Here is a 17,589-nt window from a genome sequence, read left to right as displayed (position 1 = left end):
ACAACATGATCAGACGTATTCGATCCCTGACGGCCTTGGTACTGGCGGCGGTATCGCTATCCGCCGGGGCCGCGGGCTGGCCCGGCCATCCGGTCCGCATGGTAGTGCCCAGCGCGGCCGGAAGTCCCCCAGACGTGATGGCCCGGCTGATCGCCCAGCGTCTCGGCTCGCGCTGGGGCGGCCAGGTCATCGTCGACAACAAACCTGGAGCAGGCGGCATCATCGGCATGAACGCGCTCAAGCAAGCGCCGGCGGATGGCTACACCTTCATCCTGACGAATGCGGCGGCCATCGCCGTGACGCCGCAGGTAAATGCCAGCGCCCGGTACGATATGGACACCGACTTCGCGCCGGTGGCGATGGTCGCCATGGGTCCACTGGTAATTGTTGCCGACAAGCGGCAGGGCGCCGACTCCCTGCCGTCGTTCATCGCGCAGGCGAAACAAGCGGGCGGCGCAGTCAATGTCGGCGTGAACGGGCAGTACTCGCTGCCCCATCTGGCCGCCGAGTCCTTCCGCCGCAGTACCGGCCTGGACTTGAATATCGTCTCCTTCAGCAGTAGTGGCACGGCGCTGACGGCGGTGATGAACGGCGACGTCCAACTGTTGTTCGACGGCATCCCCGGTGTGGAAGGGATGCTGAAGGGCGGACGTATCAAGGCGCTGGCGGTCACGTCAAAGACTCGCACGCCGCTGGCCCCCGGCGTGCAGGCGCTGGCAGAGACGCTGCCGGGACAGGATGTGAACGGCTGGTTCGTACTGCTGGCGCGCAAAGGGACGCCCTCGGACATCGTGGAGCGCATCAACCGCGACCTCAATACGGTGGTGGCCGACAAGACGGTGATCGAGCAGATGGCCAGTGTTGGTGTGCAGCCCAGTCCGATGTCGGTCGCCGAAGTCGGCCAATTCATCCATGCCGAACGCACACGCTGGTCCAACGTGCTCGCAGGCATGAAGATCCGGAAGCAGCCATGAAGCTCAGGATTGCCTGTATCCGGCAGGAGACCCCCTCGATCCGCGCGTTCGAACTGGTCGACCCATCCGGGACAATCCTGCCGCCGTTTTCCGCCGGCGCCCACTTGGATGTCCTGACGCCGGCCGGTCTGACCCGTCAATACTCGCTCTGCAATCGGTCGGACGAGCGCCACCGGTACGTGATCGGTGTGCTCGACGCCCCGGATTCCCGCGGTGGGTCACGCTCCCTCCACGCGCAGGCGCAAGTCGGCGACGACCTGGAGGTCTCGGTGCCGCGCAACCATTTCCCGTTGGACGCAACTGCCACGTCAAGCCTGCTGCTGGCGGGGGGCATTGGCATCACGCCGTTGCTTGGGATGGCGGAGCATCTGACGCGGACGGGCGCGTCGTTCGCGCTGCATTACTGCGTGCGAACAGAAGCTGCCGCAGCGTTCCGTGATCGGTTGATGCACGCCGATCTGGCCGGATCGGTATCGATTCACGCCGATGACGGTGCACCCGCACAGAGCCTGTCGCTGGACGCGTTGTTGTCATCGCCCGAGACGGGAACGCACCTGTACGTTTGCGGCCCGACGGGACTGATCGACGCCGCCTTTGCCGCGGCGCACCGGAACGGGTGGCCGGAGTCGCGCCTGCATCGCGAGTATTTCGGCACGGCGCCGAATGTGCGCACAAGCGACGCTGCGTTCGACGTTGAACTGCGCCGGTCCGGCGTACGAATCCGCGTCGAATCCGACCAGTCAGCTTTGGATGCGCTTACCGCCGCCGGGATTGATGTGCCGCATTCCTGCGAGCAGGGCGTCTGTGGCACCTGCCGGACAGGGGTGCTGTCCGGCACCCCAGATCACCGCGACGCCTTCCTCGGCGACGACGAGCGTGCCGGCAATGACTGCTTCCTGCCGTGCTGCTCGCGCTCGCATTCGCCGCTCCTCGTCCTCGACCTATGAAACCTGTCAAGGTTGCCTCATGTTTGAATTAGGAGACAGTTATGTTCGTGATGAATGCCTGGTACATGGGCGCATGGGCCGATGAGATTAAGGTCGGCGAGATGCTGCCACGCAGGCTGCTCGACCGGCCGGTGGTGTTCTACCGGATGCGTGACGGCACGGTCGCCGCGCTGGAAGACCGGTGTTGCCACCGGGCACTGCCGCTGTCGCACGGCTGCGTTGTAGACGACCAGGTACAGTGCGGCTACCACGGGTTGACCTTCGACCGCCATGGTAGCTGCGTGAAGGTCCCCGGCCAGACCCGCATTCCCTCGGCGGCGCGGGTTGCCAGCTACTGCGTCGTCGAACAGGACCAGGTCGTCTGGATCTGGCTTGGCGATCCGGCCCAGGCCGATCCGGCTGCAGCGCCGCGCCACGCGATTCATGGCGATCCGGCCTGGAGCTGGGTCAAGGACCGCTACCTCGTCAACGCCAACTATCAACTGATCACCGACAACCTGATGGACCTGACGCATGTCGGCTACGTCCATACCCGCACCATAGGCGGCACGCCAGAGGCCCATTCCGACGCCGAGACGAAGACAACGCGACTGGACAACGGCGTGCGCGTTACGCGCTGGATGATGGAATCGGTGCCGCCGCCCTCATATCTCGCTGCCCATACCTTCGGCACGCCAAAGGTTGACCGCTGGATGGAGATCGAATTCATCCCGCCGTCTGTGGTCCGCATCCATACCGGTGCCGTGGACACAGGAACCGGCGCGCGTGAAGGCAATCGCAGCGGCGGTATCGCATTCATGGGCTTGAACCTGCAGACGCCGGAAACCGCTACGACCACTCACTACTTCTGGTCCGGGGCGCGTACTTGCGGGCCGGACAGGCACGAGGAGACCCGGGCGTCGCTGATGCGCAGCCTTCCGATCACGTTTGGTGAGGACAAGGTGGTGGTCGAGGCCCAGCAGATGTCGATGGACGCTAATCCGGACGGCCCGCTGGTGATGATCGCCTCCGATGCGGGCCTCGTGCTTGCCCGGCGGATCGTTGTCGACATGCTGGCGCGCGAGGCCGCGCCGCCCATGCAGAGCAGTGCGCTCTCTCAGAATCTCCAAGCGCAAGCCTGACAGGAGCCCCACCTTGACCACACTTCGACTGAGCTGGATCGAATCTGCCAATACCGGCTTGACCGACTTTCCTCTGCAGAACCTTCCCTATGGCGTATTCTCCACGGCCGAACGGAGCACCCGTGCCGGTGTCGCGATCGGTGACCAGATCGTCGATCTCCAAGAGCTAACAGCGGCCGGCTTGCTGCCAGAGGCGATGCGAGAGGTATTCGCGGCGAGCACACTGAATCAATTCATCTCGCTGGGCCAATCCGCCTGGCGCGACGTGCGCCAACGCCTGACCGAATGGCTTGCGTTGGATGCCGATGCGTACGCCGCCGGCGCGCTGCGCGAACGCGCGTTGGTGCCCATGACGCAAGCCCGGCTGCACCTCCCGCTGGAGGTGACCGGATACACTGACTTCTATTCTTCGCGCCACCATGCTGAGAACTGTGGCAGGCTGTTCCGCGAGCCGGAGAATGCCCTGCCGCCCAACTGGCTGGAACTGCCCATCGGCTACAACGGCCGCGCCAGTACGATCGTGGTCAGCGGCACGCCGGTGCGCCGTCCCAGCGGGCAGCGGCGCCAGCCGGGTGAGCCGCGGCCAGTCTTCGGACCGTCCGGCAAGCTCGACTTTGAACTCGAAATGGCCTTCGTTATCGGCAAGCCGAGTGCGATGAGCGAGCCAATCCCGATCGCACAGGCGGCTGACCACTTGTTCGGTATGGTCTTGCTCAATGACTGGAGCGCGCGCGACTTCCAGCAGTGGGAATCGGCGCCGCTCGGGCCTTTCAACAGCAAGTCGTTCTGTACGTCGATCTCGCCATGGATCGTGACCATGGATGCACTGGAGGCCTTCCGATGCGCCCATCCGGTGCAGCAGCCTGCGCCGCTGGACTATCTCCGTCAGGACGGGGAGGGCGCCTACGCGATCGCACTGGAGGCGTCGATCAGACCGGCAGGGGGGAAGGCCCGTGTTCCGGTTACCCACACCAATTTCCGCACGATGTATTGGACTGTGGCGCAGCAGCTCGCCCACCACACCGTATCGGGATGCAATGTGCGTGTTGGCGACCTCATGGGCTCGGGGACGCTCAGCGGCGCGACGCCCGACTCGCTTGGCTGCCTGCTCGAAATCACGAAGAACGGCAGGGAGGCGCTGATCCTGCCGGACGGCAGCACACGGCACTTCCTGCTCGATGGCGATGAGGTATCGATCCGTGGATGGTGTCAGGGCAATGGCTACCGTGTGGGATTCGGTGAAGTGAGCGGGGAGGTGAGGCAGGGGAAGGACTTCGCGGAGTAGTTGCGCCCTGGCGTGGCGCGCAACCGGTGCGGCCGCAGCGTAGGTCATTGGGCTTCAATCTTGCCAAGCTTTCACACGTGACCGTCCGAGATTGAAGAAGTCTCGGACAGTCGTTCGGTTCAATTGGAATGACGCCTTCTGGCCGATCGCTGCCGTGGGCGGAAGCCGGCCCTTCGCGATTTTCCACTGGCGCGCGCGGGATAGGCAGCTTCCGACGAGCCCTTACAGCTTCGCGCGCGCCTAAGAACGTAAGGTACTTCCCGTCCTCGTTTTCGAAGATCTCATTACCAGCTCCCATATACGCGCGCATGAGTTCGTTCGCTGCCGCATCAAGATTGCCAGCGTCGTAGGCCAGTTGCCCGAGGCGCACGTGAATTGGATTGCCCAATTCGCCGGGGCAGGCGAGCGCAAAGGAAAGGGCTTCCTTGCTGGAAGTCGAATAGCCTTCCAAGAAGCAAGCATCGCCGATGGCGGTGAGAATCCCGGTGGACGCGTTCCAATCGGTCTTCGGATCTGGAACCAGCGCCCACGCTTTGTTATAGGCTGCGACAGCAGCTTCATATTGAGCTATGTCCGCCAGAGCATCACCCCTCGGAACAATGCGCCTTGATCATCTGGTGAATAGACTCGTCGAGTTCTATTACGTTGGGCGCCATGAGCAGGCGTTGGTTGAAGACGCCATTCTAGCCATGTTCAGGGTCCGACTCGCTCGGGGCTTCACCCGAGTAGCGTTCGTAGAGGACGTCGCTTGATGGTTGTAACGCACCGAAAACGTGGCGCGAGCGAGATTGCACACATTCCAAGTCCAATTCCTGGCGGCCGCTTGTGGCCGAGAAGCGTCCGATAGACCTAGCTGACGTGGCCACGGAGGGCGGTAGGCGACTCGTATCAGAAGTCTGTAGCGCGCTGAAGCGCTTGTGTCGGCGTGCTGTCGGTCGAAGACCTCTCTAGCCTGCCGGAAGCGGTCCGCATTTTGAACGATCCAGGTCCACAGCGGGACCATCCGAATGAGAAGCTCCGTGCCCGTGTCCGACTATTCGTACTCGGCTCTCGGGGGAAACCTCTTCGAATCAGGACGGAACACCAATCCGTCACGCTCCAACTGCCGCAGAGTGCGCGTCAGCATGCGTTGAGTCGCCCCGTGCAAGCGCCTGCCGATTTCGGCATGGCGCAGCCCGGCCATACATGCCCCGAGGTCGTGCAGTGATGCCGTGTGCAAGCTCACTGCGCAATGCGTTGGCCGGTGAGGCGAACCGTCGCAACAACATGAGCGGCTGGGTGGGCGACCCCGCTGTAGCCCATGGTCCACGGCCGACCGGGAAAAACCAGTGCACTGGAGGAGGCCGCCGCTGCCCACGCTGCAAAAGGCCCGCAAAGGGGACCTTCGTTCACTGTCGCCATCCAGTGCCGCACTGGCAGGTCTTGTGATTACTCGGCTTGAATATTCGCCTCCTTGACCACCTTGCTCCATTTGGCCAAGTCGGCCTTGATCACGGCGGCGTACTCCTGCGGGGTGCCACCCTGGATTTCGATGCCAGCCGTCTCCAGCTTGGCGCGCACTTCCGGCAGCTTCAGCGCGGCGTTGATCTCGGCATTGAGCCTGGCCACGATGTCCTTGAGCGTGCCGGCCGGGGCCAGGAAGCCGCCGTTGGTGCTGGCGTCGTACCCCTTCAGGCCCTGTTCGTCGGCGGTGGGCACGTTGGGCAGCGCCTTCGAGCGCTTGCGGGTGGACACCGCCAGCGCGCGCACATTTCCGGACTTCACCTGTTCCTGGATGGCGCTGATGGTGTCGATGTACAGCACGGTGCGACCGGCAATCAGGTCGGGGTGGGCCGCGGACGAGCCCTTGTACGGCACCAGCAGTACCGGCGCGCCACTGACCATGCGGAACATCTCGGCGGCCATTTCCTGTGCGCTGCCGCGGCCCGAGGTGGCCACCTTGGCTTCGGTCGGATTGGCCTTCATCCACGTCACCAGTTCGGGCACCGTCTTCACGGGCAGCTTGGGATAAGCCGCGAACACCAGCGGAATTTCGTGCGTGTACACGATGGGCTCGAAGCTCTTTTCGGGGTCCCAGCCCAGGTTCTTGAACAGGAATTTGTTGATGTTATGGCTGCCGCCGACGATGCCGATCGTATAGCCGTCGGGCTTGGCGTTGGCCAGCACGGCCGTGCCGAGGTTGTTCGAGGCGCCCGGGCGGTTCTCGACGATAAACGGCTGGCCGAGCTTGACCGACAGCTTTTCGCCAACCACGCGCGCAATCAGGTCGATGCCGCCGCCGGCCGGCGCCGGGACGATGATCGTGACCGGACGGGTCGGATAATTCTGAGCCGAGGCGGCCCCTGGTGCCGCCAGCAACGCGGCGCTGCCAGCCAGGGTGCCGGCCAGGGCGATGAGCTTTCGTGTAGTGAATCGCATGGGGTCTCCTTTGGGAAATTGGTCAACTTGAGTCAACTCTGGGTGGTGCCACCGGGGATGCGAGGCCCCGGGGGCGCGGTCGGGTGTCAGCCGCGGCCGACGAACGGCATGGCGCTGGCCATGACCGTCATGTTCAATACGTTGGCGTCCAGCGGCAGCGATGCCATGTGCCGCACGGCATTGGCCACGTGGCGCGCGTCCATCATCGGCTCCGGTGCGGTGGTGCCATCGGCCTGCAGCACGCCCCGCGTCATGCGTTCGGACAGTTCGGTCAGGGCATTGCCGATGTCGATCTGGCCCGCCGCGATGTTGAAGGCACGGCCATCGAGCGCCAGCGCCTTGGTCAGGCCGCTGACTGCGTGCTTGCTGGCCGTGTAGGGTGCGGTGAACGGGCGCGGCGTTTGCGACGACACCGAGCCGTTGTTGATGATCCGCCCGCCCTGGGGGGACTGCCGGCGCATCAGGCCGAAGGCGGCCCGCGCGCACAGGAACACGCCGGTCACGTTGGTGTTCACCACGTTGAACCACCTGTCCAATGGCAGTTCGTCCATCGGTACGGCCGGCGCGTTGACGCCGGCGTTGTTGAATATCAGGTCGATGCGGCCGAACGCCTGCTCGATGGTGTCGAACAACGCCTGCACGCTGGCGGGGTCGGTGACATCGGTCGGGACAGCCAGCGCCGTCTGGCCGCGCGCGGCGGCATCGGCCGCCAGTGTTTGCAGCGGGTCGGCACGGCGGCCGGCCAGCACGACAGTCCAGCCATCGTCCAGCAGGGCCAGCGCGGTCAGCCGGCCGACGCCGCTGCCGGCGCCGGTGACTAGCGCGATTCGTCGGGAAGGGTGCATTACGGTCTCCAAATGCGTTATGCGAGGTCTTGTCCGTTCTTGTTCGTCCGGGCAGGCAGCCGCCGCCGGCGCTACGTGTCAGGGCACGCAGCCGCCGCAGGCGCTACGTGACCGTCAGCGAGATATGGCCGATGCCCGCCACGCTGGCGTCGACGACATCGCCGCGCTGCAGCGGGCCGACGCCAGCGGGCGTGCCAGTGAAGATCAGGTCGCCGGCGCGCAGCGTTACCGAGCGCGACAACATGGCAATCAGGTCTGCCACGGGCCAGATCAGGTCGGCCAGCGTGGCGCGCTGGCGCTGCGCGCCGTTGATCGCCAGCCGGATCTCGGCATCGCGCGGATGACCGACCGTGGCAGCCGGAACGATCGGACTGCACGGTGCCGAATGGTCGAAGGCCTTTGCCGGCTCCCAGGGGCCTCCGGCACGCTTGGCCTGCTGCTGCAGGTCGCGGCGCGTCATGTCGAGGCCGACGGCATAGCCCCAGATATGCGATTCGGCGTGCGCGGGGTCGATATCGCGCCCATCGCGGCCGATGGCCACCACCAGCTCCACTTCATGGCAGAAATCGTCGGTGCCGGGCGGGTAGGGCAGCGTGCCGGTCGCGGGCGCCACGGCGGTGAACGGCTTCATGAACCAGGCGGGCATGTCGGCCGGGGCCAGCTCGTTCGCGGTCCAGCGGTAGTTGCGCCCGATGCAGAACACCCGGCCGACCGGGAAATGCGCATTGCTATTGGCCACGGCCAGGGCGCAGGGCGCCGGTGCGGGCAGGACGAATTCCATCTTCGCGCTCCAGTTGGGATCCGTCGGGCCGTGTCAGGTGGTCAGGCTCGCGGCGGGGCGCTTGCCCGCCAGGCCGTCGGCCACGCTGTCGAGCACCATGCGGATCATCGCGGCGCGAGTTTCCCATGTGGCGCTGGCGCGGTGGGCCTGCAGCGTGGTGCGGTCGGACCGGCGCAGCGCCAGTGGCACGCGCGGTTCGTCCACGAAGACATCCAGGCCCGCGCCCGCAATGCGGCCGGACTCGATCGCCTGCGCCAGGTCGTCTTCATTGACCAGACGCCCCCGGGCCACGTTGACCAGGAAGCCGCGCGGCCCCAGCGCGTCGAGCACGGCGGCATTGACGATGCCTTCGGCCCTGTCGGCCGCGGCGCACAGCACCAGGGCGTCGCTGTGGCGTGCCAGATCGACCAGGTCGGGGACGAATTCGTGCGGCAGATCGTCCATGGCGCGCAGGTCCGTGTAGCGGATCGGGCAGCCGAACGCCGCGGCCCGCGTGGCTACCGCACGGCCTACGCGGCCCATGCCGACGATGCCCACCCGCATGCCGCTGAAGCGGCGTGCCAGCGGGATGGCCGACGGCTGCGGAAAGCGTTCCCATTGGCCATCGCGGACAAAGCGGTCGCCTGCGGCGATGTTGCGGCAGGCGGCAATCAGCAGGCCGATCGCCAGGTCGGCCACGTCCTCGGTCAGGGCGCCGATCGTGGCGGTGACGGGCAGCTTGCGCGCACGGCAATAGGCCAGATCGACCGCGTCGGTGCCCACGCCGTTGACGGCCACTACCTTCAGGCCCGGCAGGCGTTCCAGCATGGCGCGCGAAATGCCGGTGTGACCGCCCGTGATGACAGCCTCGATCGACGCGCCGTGCTGCGCGACCCAGGCGTCCTGGTCGTCGATCTCGAACAGCTTGTGTACCTGGTACAGCGAAGCCAGTTCGTCATTGGCGGCGGGAATCAGGATGGGATTCAGTTGCAGGATCTGAGGCTTCATGAGCGGTCGGTTGTCGGCTGGAATGTGGAACTCATGGTAGTTAAATGTTGATTCAGTACGCAATATTGATATATAAAATCAACATAAATAAGATGCCGCGCGGCGTGCAGGAGTGCAATGGGAGCCTGGATATCGATGGACGAAGCGTGCTCGCGCCTTGGCGTGCGGCCGCAGACGGTCTATGCGTACGTGAGCCGGGGCAAGATCGAGGTGACGTCGGACCCGGCGGATACCCGCCGCAGCCTGTATCGGGCCGAGGATGTGGCGACGCTGGCCAGGCGCAAGCAGGCCGGCCGCAAGCACGAGACGCTGGCCACCAACACGCTGTTTGGTGCCGAGCCCAGCATCCCCACGTCGATCTCGACGTTCGTGCGCGAGCGGCTCTACTTCCGAGGGCGCGACGCCGTGGAGCTGGCCGACACAGCCACGCTGGAAGACGCGGCGCGCTTGCTGTGGGATTCGGCGCAGGCGGTGGATCTGTCGTCGTCCGTGCGGATCGACAAGCCGGGGCGTGTGGCGGCGTTCATGGCATTGGCCGAACTGGCGGCCACCGGCCATTCCACACATGGCCGCATGACGCGCGTGCTGCATGGGGAAGGTCAGGCGTTGGTGGGACTGCTGGCCAACGCATTCGGCGCGCAGCCGGGGCAGGCACCGCTGCACGAACGCTTCGCGCAGGGCTGGGGGCAGGGGCCGAACGTGGCGGAATTGCTACGCGTGGCCATGGTGCTACTGGTCGATCACGAACTGACCAGTTCGGCATTTGCCGCGCGCATCGCGGCGTCGAACGGCGCGTCGCTGCCAGCCTGCCTGCTCTCGGGGCTGTCCACGCTGTCGGGGCCGCTGCACGGCGACGCCTCGGGGCGCGTCAAGGCGCTATTCAGAGAAGTCGAGCGGCAGGGCGAAGACCAAGTCATCACGCAGTACCTGTCTACCGGCCAGCCGCTCCCAGGCTTCGGCCACCATCTCTATCCCGACGGCGACCCGCGTGCCTTGGCGCTACTGAGCCGGTTCGCACCGCCGCCGGGTATTGCCCGGTTTATCGAACAGGCGACGCGGCTCACGGGATTGCAGCCCAATATCGATGTGGCGCTGGCGGCACTGGTGACCCATTGCACACTGCGCGACGACGCCGCGTTCGCCATGTTTGCCACGGCACGCAGCATTGGGCTCCTGGCGCACAGCCTGGAGCAGCTGGGGGTTGGGCAGGTCATTCGCCCGAGGGGCCGCTATGTCGGTGCGATGCCTGATAAGTGAGGCCGGACGAGCTTTAAACCGCCTCTCTTCGAATTTCCTTGGGGCGGTTTATAGGCTCGATATCACAGGGTGCTCGACACCCTGCATGGCCGGGGAGGGAAGAACGCTGATAGCCGCAGCCGTTTCGACGGACCAGACTGGGACCCGGAAGGGCTAAATGATTCGCAGGGCTATACCACCGCGGTAGCAACGCGGGCGGTGATTGTTATTGACCTTGGCGACGCCGTGCTGGGCTACGTGGCGTGCCTGTTCGTCGGCATGGCCGAGGTTTCGTCATGCGTCATCGCGGTGGAGGAAGGTCAGCGAGTGGAGAAGGGACAGGAACTTGGCCACTTCCAGTACGGAGGCTCGACATGGTGCCTGCTGACGGAAGCCGAATTGGGTTTTGATTTGCACCATGCTACCGGCTCAGGAAAAGTGGTTCGCGTCAATGCGTCTCTTGCTAAGTTGCGATAGGCCCGAGAAGCCACTCGATGGTCAACGACCGTCTTGGGATGCAAACTGGGCGCTGGAATTGGAACACGCTTTGGCAGCTTTTGGCCGATGCCAGGCGTCGGGTGTCGTCATACTCGATCTGTTGCGTTCAACGCTCCGACCGTTCGACGACGACCTCGCTGACCTGGACCACCGGCGCGATGTCGGTGTAGTTGGTGATGTCGCCCAGGATCTCGGCGGCATGCTCCTGCATGGCGGCCTGGTAGCCTTCGGCCGAACCACAAATGAACGCACACATCGCCACGAAGGCGGGCGGTGCACCTGGCGCTCTTCCGGCCAAGCCCTTTTCGACGGTGTAGTAGGCGCAGGCGTTGCCCAGCCTCGCCTTCACCATCGGCATGTGCCTGTCGCGGTAGTAGGCGTGGTCGAAGCGCGCGCCTTCGGTGTACGGGTACATCACGGTGACCTTGATCATGGAGTTCCCCTACATTGCACTGACTGAGATTTCCGACGGTAGAACGCCGCTCATGCATGGCGAGCGGTTCAATGGCTGGCTCGTGTTCGGGGCGCGTGCGTACTCTTGTGGTGTACCGGTAAGTTGAAGAGAAGCGGGCCATATCGGCGAGAGCATACCTCAAGGGCAGCTACTGGCCGGCAATCGTCCTTCGGCTTTGACCGCTCGCTTCTGCAGCGTGACGGGCGAACAGAAAAAAGCTCGATCTGACGGTAGCGGTAGAGGGACCCGCCACGGTGGGATAGACACGAAGGAACCAGTCCCCTAGAGTGGCTTTCCCGCAATTTCCTTACTCCCCATGCCTTTGGGCGATTTTGATTACCTGGTGTTGAAGGTGCTTCGGGCGCATGCCGGAAGATGGCAGCGGTCGGGCGATCTGGTGCGAGAGGTCACCGCGCGAGATGCTTCCGCCTACCCAAAAAAGGTGACCCGGTCTTTCCTAAAGCTGGAAACCCAGCAACTCGCGCAGCGTCGTGGCGAAGATGCCAATCGGGAGTGGCGGGCAATGTCGACTGGCCCTGTAAACAGGGATGCGCTGCGACCGCCCGTGGATCTGGCTGTGGCATTGTTGAAATTGCGGCAACTTGCCAATGCGCATATGCCTGCCACGGTCGCCGATGGCCTGACGGATTACTTCGACGGCGCAGTGCGCGTCCTGGAAGAAAGCGCGACGGCAACGCGACTGACGGCGGCACGGGCGTGGATAGATAAGACGACCCGGCTCGACGGCCGCTATCCGCTGATCGCGCCGCAGGTTCGCGCAGGCGTGCTCGATGCCGTGCTCGACGCGCTCTATCGGGATGGTTGCGTCGAGATTCACTATCAAAATGGACGCACATCGACCGTGGGACCTCGGCATTTCGCCGTTTTGCCGCTGGCACTCGTGGAGAAAGGCCCGGTCTTGTACCTGGTGGCCGACCGGCCGCGCGCCGAAGGTGGGACCAAGCGGCACCTGTTGCGAATGGATCGGATTCACGCCGTGGCTCCATGCGATGCCGTGCTGGCACGCGACGCGTCGTTCTCGCTCGATGCATATGTAAGAGAAGAACGGACCTTTGAGTTTTTCTCCGAACCACCCGTGAAGCTGGTGCTGCGCGTGCGCGAGGAGGGTGGATTTCTCAGCCCGTTCCGGGAGCTGAAGTTTTCCGAGGACCAGGTGATCACCGATATGGCCGGTGGCTTCATGCTCGAAGCTACCGTTACACCCTCGGTTTCACTGAGCAATCTGCTTCTGGAACGGGCGGATGCGGTCGAAGTGGTATCGCCGGCCAATCTCCGCGGCGCTATTGCAGGGCGGTTGCGGCGTGCGCTCGAAGCCTACGACCAAGCGGACTCGTCCGCTTGCGACGACATGGAGAAGTCTGGCCACGGGTAAGACACAAGTATGTCGGCTTCAGTCTCGGTAAGCTGGGAACGCAGTATTTGCAATGGCGTGCTGCCTGGTGGAAGGTTCAGGTCCAATTCCGGGGCGACGCCGATGCTGACACCTGATACGGCCGCGTATCCGTTGACCCGGACCCTGTCGATCAACGCCCTCACACTAGATGCCAGGATCGCGGGAGAAGCTGCAACGACGCGATGCAGACACGCCAGCGCGCTACGCGACGCGAACGCGGCAAGCCGCCCAGGCACGGCACCTGCATTCACGTCGTCCGCATTCACGAAGGCCGCACCGGCAAGGATGCGGGCGGCCGTCACGAGATTGCCGGAGCCGGCCACGATCCAGTGTCCCGTGCGCGCCATCGGCAAATCTCGCGCTTTGCCCTTTGCCAGTACGATGGCGGGTATGCCTTGCGCCCGCGCCGCGCGCATGGCATCTACGGGGCCCATCAGATTCCATGGAGCCTGCAGCGACGGACCGGCCAGGCCGTCCACGTCGACTATATGCACGACCAGGTCGGCGGGCGCGCCATCCTCATGGTCGGACCAGACGACACGCGGGTCGGTGGCATTGAGCGTATTGATCATGGCGCGAAGTATCCCGCTTGCGAGACCCCAGCGCTGGAGCGACAGCCGGATTACCGGTGCCTGGCCAGCAATGTGGACTGGCTCGACGTCGGCTAACGTGAGCGCACGTCCGAGACGGCCGGCGTCGCTGGCATGGCTGTCTCGGTGCGAAAGATGTGGCATGGGTTGGATCTCGTCTGTTGCGATGCCCCCGAGTCTTAAGCCGCAGGTGGACGAGCGGTGTCCAGTACGGTGAGCGTCCGAACTGGACACCGATTGTCCAGTTGAACCTCCAGACTCCAGCGCCGATTCGCCAAGGACAGCGATGGCATACCCCACCAACGGGTGCTACAGAGTGGCGCGTCGCTGTCGATAGGGACAGGGTGGGGGCGACGTCCGGTCGCAGCCCCTTGGCAATGCATCAGGAGAGACCCGTGAGTTTGTGGGATAGCATCAAGGACAACACGTCCCGCGCGCTGGGAAAGGCCGCGAACTTCGTAACCGGCGGCTACCAGGACCGCAAGAAGAGTGAGCGCATCGTACGGTCCTCGCAGAATGAAGCGGACGAGGCCAAAGAGCGTATCGAGGCGTGCCGCATGTCGTCGCAGGCAACGCTCGACACGCTCGGGCAATTGCGGGTAGACGTGTACCACACCACCGTGAAGGATTTTGTCTCGCTCTATGAGCGCCTGGCCAGCGTGTCGGCCAGGGATTTTCACGGTCTTGAGGAGACGGTCGATACGCACCGGATCGGCACCGATGTCCGCGAGCTGAAAGCCGTCAGTGGGCATGTGGAGAGCATGCTCGTCGGCGGCAGTGCAGGTGCGGTGGGCGGTGCCACGCTGGCTGCCGGCGCCTGGGGCCTGGCCGGCATGGTCGGCACAGCCTCGACGGGCACTGCCATTGGTACGCTGAGCGGTGCGGCGGCCACCAATGCCACGCTCGCATGGCTTGGCGGCGGTGCTGCATCGGCTGGCGGACTAGGCATGGCCGGCGGCGCCGCCGTGCTCGGCGGCATTGCACTGGTACCGGCGGCAATTTTTGCGATGTACTTTGGCCACAACAAGGCCAAGGTTCAGCTCAACGAGGCCCGCAATTTCCGCGACGAGGTCGAGGTATTCGTCGAGGAAGTCAACACCATGGTCAGCCAGATGACGAAGGTGACAGAAGCCGCCGAATTGATGATCGAGGTGATTCGCGCACTGGACACCGTCGTGCGCGGACAGAACGCACGCATGAATGCCGCCATCTCCTTCACGGGCCAGCGCGCGGCGACGCTTCAGAAAGCGCTCGATATCGAAATCGTCGATGCCGCCGGCAAGCTCGTGCCAGACGCCGTCGACGGGTACCGCACGCTTGCCGCCTGACCAGCCCTCTTTCCATTATGTCTAACTTCAAATTTTCCAGCTTCCTGCGCTTCGGGGCCGATCTGCGCGAGGCCAGCCGGGCCCGGCAGCAAGACGCGGCACAACACATCGAGGCAACGCGCGGGCGTATCGGGCAAACCGGCAAGGCGGCCGCCGAAGCGCTACGGCAGGTCGACGCCACCCGTGCGGCGGTCTTCGAACGATCGATCGTGCCGATTCAGGCGCTGCATCGCGGCAATATCGTGATGGCGGGCGCGGCGCCGACCGCGGGGCAGGCAGAGCGATTCCTGGCGGCCGTGCCGGTTGCGCCCGAAATCCCTTCCCTTCGATCGGCCAGCGCAGGTGCCGCCGCATCGGTGCTGGGTGCGGCGGGTGTAGCAGCGGCGGCGATTGCGTTGGTGCCGTCTGTAAGCCTGCTTGTGCCGGCCGCCGTGGCGGGCGTCGGTTCCCTCATATGCGCGATGTGCGTGGCATATCGCGTGGCACACGCCAACGCACAGGTCATTGATGGCTTTGCCGTACAGGTCCGCGACTTCGGTATGGCCGCGGATCGGTTCGTGGCGGAAGCCCATGCCATCCAGGCCGGCGCCGACGACGCGTGTCGGGCCCTTGAAGCGCTGGCCAGTGAGGCCGACGCTTCCGTCACGCAACTGGAGCCCGTTGTCATGGATGCGGCCAACGCGGCCGTGTTGCTGCGCAGCGTGCTTGAAACGGCTCTGCTGGACGGCGACGGTGCGCTGGTGCCGAATATCATGGCGCAGCTTGCCGGGCACAGGCAGGCCATCGAGACGTTTGAACAGCAGACGGCCGCAACGCCCGCGCTATCCGCCGCATGAACAAGGCGTCCATTCCCTTCCAGGCGGCGTCTGGCGACAGCGATGGGCTGAATGAGGATATCCGCGACGCGGCAGGCGCGACGATGGTGGCGCAGCAGACCATCGCCATCATGATCGAGCGGTTCGGCCGCGCGACTGCCGAGCATTATGGCAGTCACGCGGACTTGTCCAAAATCGCCGGCCATCGGATCAATCCAGACTATCGCGAGCAGAACCTGCGGCAGCAGGCCGGATTCTCGGCGGAAATCAAGCAGGTTGCGCGGCAGAACGCCGAATCGATCGCCTCGCGCGATCGGCGGCGCGTCATCCGAACCGATGACCTCGGGCACGTCAACCATCCGGTGGCCGATTTCGTCGCCGTGGACCCGCAGACGGGCTTGCCGGAAATGAATCCGGACGGCTCCTTCGCGGATGGCGCCCAGATGAAGGTCCACAAGGACCTGAAGAAATACCGGCAGTTGTACGGCGAGAACTTCGAAAAGTACCAGAGCGTGGACCTGGTGCTCCCGCCCGATCAGTTCGACGCCGTGATGGCGGACTGGGACGCGCAGGTCAAGTCGCTTGAAAAGCAGCGCGACAAACTGGCGGGCAGCGGCAACGCTGAGATTGCGGCGCAGAAGCAGCAACAGATCGACGCGATCCGGGACGCCCGGCGTCGCGCGCGAAAATCGGATGTCACCACCGCCGAAGCGATGGAGGCCCGCACGGCGCCGACAACCAGCGTGGCGCGCGACGTGCTTGATTTGTCGCATCGCGCCGGGATAGAGGCCGCAGGGCAGAGCGCCATGATTGGTGGCACGTTCAGCCTGGTCCGGAACACGTATCAGGTTGCGCGCGCCGACAAGGATATCCGCGAGGCCGTTGCCGACGTGGCCATCGACACCGGCAAGGCGGCGGTGGGCGCTTACGCCGTCGGGGCGTCGTCCACCGCGTTGGCCGGGGCCATGCAGAGCGCCGGTAATCAGCTCGTGCGCAATATGGGCCGCACCAATGCGCCGGCGGCCATCGTGCAATCGGGGGCGATGCTTGCCACGGCGTTCTACCGCATGCTTGACGACGATCTGCCCCCCGGCGAGTTCGCCGCGCATGTCAGTCGCGAAGGCGTGCTGCTGGCGACCTCGATGACGGGGTCCAATCTCGGGGCCATGGTTGGAACCCTGGTGATGCCTGGCGTGGGCACGCTGGTGGGGGGACTGGTCGGTGGTATGGTGGCGACGATGCTAAGCGGCAGCCTCTATGCGGAGCTGCAGCGTTCTGCACGTTCCGTTGCAATGTCCGAACGGAAACGGCAGCAGACGGCGGCCATGTGCAGTGCACTGATCGCGCAGCATCGGCAATATCGTGCCGAGATGAACGCCGTGTTCGACACCTGGTTTGCCGAGAGCCGCGAACGAATCGGTGCGGGCTTCCAGTCCATGTCGGACGCGCTGGTCCAGGGCCGGAGCATTCATGACGGGCTCGGCCAAGTGGCATCGGCCATGGGAATGACGCTGCGGTTTGCAGACAGGGATGCATTCGGCGCGCACCTGCGCAGCGGCAGGCCGTTGGTCATCTGAACGAGGTGCCGTGGTCCGAAGGCGCTAAAGGGCGCCGCCTTTGCACAGTTCATTTCACGCCGCGGCCGATGTGAGGCTGCGGTAGCGCGGCAGCGCCGAACGTGCGATGGTCGACTAGATATGCGGGTGGGGCGCACTCCGCTGTTCGGCGCAGGCATCGGAGGCTCGCCGGTCTCAATTGGATTCTGGCGGGCAGAAGCGACCGTGCGGGCGCATGACAGCCCTTTTTTGCTAGGGATGCAACCTTCTTTGTCGGCGCTGCCGGTTTCTTTGTCGCCGTCCTTTGTGCTGGCCGGTCGTTTTGCCCCTCTTCGGTGGG

General features: G+C 64.7%; 16 protein-coding genes and 1 pseudogene. 10 read left to right on the top strand and 7 right to left on the bottom strand.

Annotated features, from left to right (window positions below; genetic code table 11):
- Positions 1-5: 5 nt before the first annotated feature.
- From AC24R4_RS10720 to fahA, 4 genes are read left to right on the top strand one after another with little or no spacing between them, the layout of a single operon-like run.
- Complete coding sequence (locus AC24R4_RS10720) at positions 6-974, top strand: Bug family tripartite tricarboxylate transporter substrate binding protein (protein ID WP_487523050.1); 969 nt, start codon at positions 6-8, stop codon at positions 972-974.
- Positions 971-1,921, top strand: a complete 951-nt coding sequence (locus AC24R4_RS10715; RefSeq protein ID WP_487523049.1) for a PDR/VanB family oxidoreductase — start codon at positions 971-973, stop codon at positions 1,919-1,921. Before AC24R4_RS10720 ends, AC24R4_RS10715 begins: the two co-directional genes overlap by 4 nt.
- Before the next feature lie 41 nt (positions 1,922-1,962).
- Entirely contained in the window at positions 1,963-3,042 is a 1,080-nt protein-coding gene (locus AC24R4_RS10710; RefSeq protein WP_487523048.1) for a Rieske 2Fe-2S domain-containing protein, read from the top strand.
- Between the two features lie 13 nt (positions 3,043-3,055).
- The gene (gene fahA / locus AC24R4_RS10705; protein ID WP_487523047.1) at positions 3,056-4,327 is read left to right on the top strand and encodes a fumarylacetoacetase; all 1,272 of its coding nucleotides are present in this window, start codon (positions 3,056-3,058) and stop codon (positions 4,325-4,327) included.
- 1,033 nt (positions 4,328-5,360) lie between these two features.
- Here the strand turns inward: fahA and AC24R4_RS10700 are convergent.
- The 5 genes from AC24R4_RS10700 to AC24R4_RS10680 form a co-directional block, all read right to left on the bottom strand.
- Positions 5,361-5,453, bottom strand: coding sequence for a winged helix-turn-helix transcriptional regulator (locus AC24R4_RS10700; protein WP_487523046.1), 93 nt, complete (start codon positions 5,451-5,453; stop codon positions 5,361-5,363).
- A gap of 302 nt (positions 5,454-5,755) precedes the next feature.
- Positions 5,756-6,745: a Bug family tripartite tricarboxylate transporter substrate binding protein gene (locus tag AC24R4_RS10695; protein WP_487523045.1), complete on the bottom strand. Its 990-nt coding sequence runs from the start codon at positions 6,743-6,745 to the stop codon at positions 5,756-5,758.
- Between the two features lie 86 nt (positions 6,746-6,831).
- Positions 6,832-7,590, bottom strand: a complete 759-nt coding sequence (locus tag AC24R4_RS10690) for an SDR family oxidoreductase (protein ID WP_400395423.1) — start codon at positions 7,588-7,590, stop codon at positions 6,832-6,834.
- Between the two features lie 103 nt (positions 7,591-7,693).
- Positions 7,694-8,371: a fumarylacetoacetate hydrolase family protein gene (locus tag AC24R4_RS10685; protein ID WP_400395426.1), complete on the bottom strand. Its 678-nt coding sequence runs from the start codon at positions 8,369-8,371 to the stop codon at positions 7,694-7,696.
- Positions 8,372-8,404: 33 nt separating this feature from the next.
- Complete coding sequence (locus AC24R4_RS10680) at positions 8,405-9,358, bottom strand: 2-hydroxyacid dehydrogenase (RefSeq protein WP_400395428.1); 954 nt, start codon at positions 9,356-9,358, stop codon at positions 8,405-8,407.
- 117 nt (positions 9,359-9,475) lie between these two features.
- Here AC24R4_RS10680 and AC24R4_RS10675 point away from each other — a divergent pair, with 117 nt between their 5' ends.
- Positions 9,476-10,615 (top strand): citrate synthase, encoded by a 1,140-nt coding sequence (locus AC24R4_RS10675; RefSeq protein WP_487523044.1) that lies wholly within the window; start codon positions 9,476-9,478, stop codon positions 10,613-10,615.
- 141 nt (positions 10,616-10,756) lie between these two features.
- A pseudogene (locus AC24R4_RS10670) lies at positions 10,757-11,071 on the top strand (phosphatidylserine decarboxylase); the annotation flags it as partial.
- A gap of 127 nt (positions 11,072-11,198) precedes the next feature.
- Here the strand turns inward: AC24R4_RS10670 and AC24R4_RS10665 are convergent.
- Positions 11,199-11,525 (bottom strand): EthD family reductase, encoded by a 327-nt coding sequence (locus AC24R4_RS10665; protein WP_487523043.1) that lies wholly within the window; start codon positions 11,523-11,525, stop codon positions 11,199-11,201.
- Between the two features lie 337 nt (positions 11,526-11,862).
- Between AC24R4_RS10665 and AC24R4_RS10660 the strand changes: the two genes are divergently transcribed.
- Entirely contained in the window at positions 11,863-12,939 is a 1,077-nt protein-coding gene (locus tag AC24R4_RS10660; RefSeq protein ID WP_400397452.1) for a helix-turn-helix transcriptional regulator, read from the top strand.
- Here the strand turns inward: AC24R4_RS10660 and AC24R4_RS10655 are convergent.
- A complete protein-coding gene (locus AC24R4_RS10655; RefSeq protein ID WP_487523042.1) occupies positions 12,882-13,532 on the bottom strand; it encodes a hypothetical protein in 651 nt (216 codons plus the stop codon). The genes AC24R4_RS10660 and AC24R4_RS10655 overlap by 58 nt on opposite strands.
- Before the next feature lie 413 nt (positions 13,533-13,945).
- On the opposite strand from AC24R4_RS10655, the gene AC24R4_RS10650 reads away from it, so the two are divergent.
- From AC24R4_RS10650 to AC24R4_RS10640, 3 genes are read left to right on the top strand one after another with little or no spacing between them, the layout of a single operon-like run.
- On the top strand, positions 13,946-14,878 hold the full coding sequence (locus tag AC24R4_RS10650) for a hypothetical protein (protein ID WP_400395584.1): 933 nt from the start codon (positions 13,946-13,948) through the stop codon (positions 14,876-14,878).
- A gap of 17 nt (positions 14,879-14,895) precedes the next feature.
- Entirely contained in the window at positions 14,896-15,714 is an 819-nt protein-coding gene (locus AC24R4_RS10645) for a hypothetical protein (protein ID WP_400395586.1), read from the top strand.
- Positions 15,711-17,270: a hypothetical protein gene (locus AC24R4_RS10640; protein ID WP_400395588.1), complete on the top strand. Its 1,560-nt coding sequence runs from the start codon at positions 15,711-15,713 to the stop codon at positions 17,268-17,270. Before AC24R4_RS10645 ends, AC24R4_RS10640 begins: the two co-directional genes overlap by 4 nt.
- The last annotated feature ends 319 nt before the right edge of the window (positions 17,271-17,589 follow it).

The sequence above is a fragment of the Cupriavidus sp. CER-90 genome, assembly GCF_057652055.1.
The sequence above is the reverse complement of the archived record's forward strand: the minus strand, read 5'-3'. Positions and strand labels throughout refer to the sequence as shown.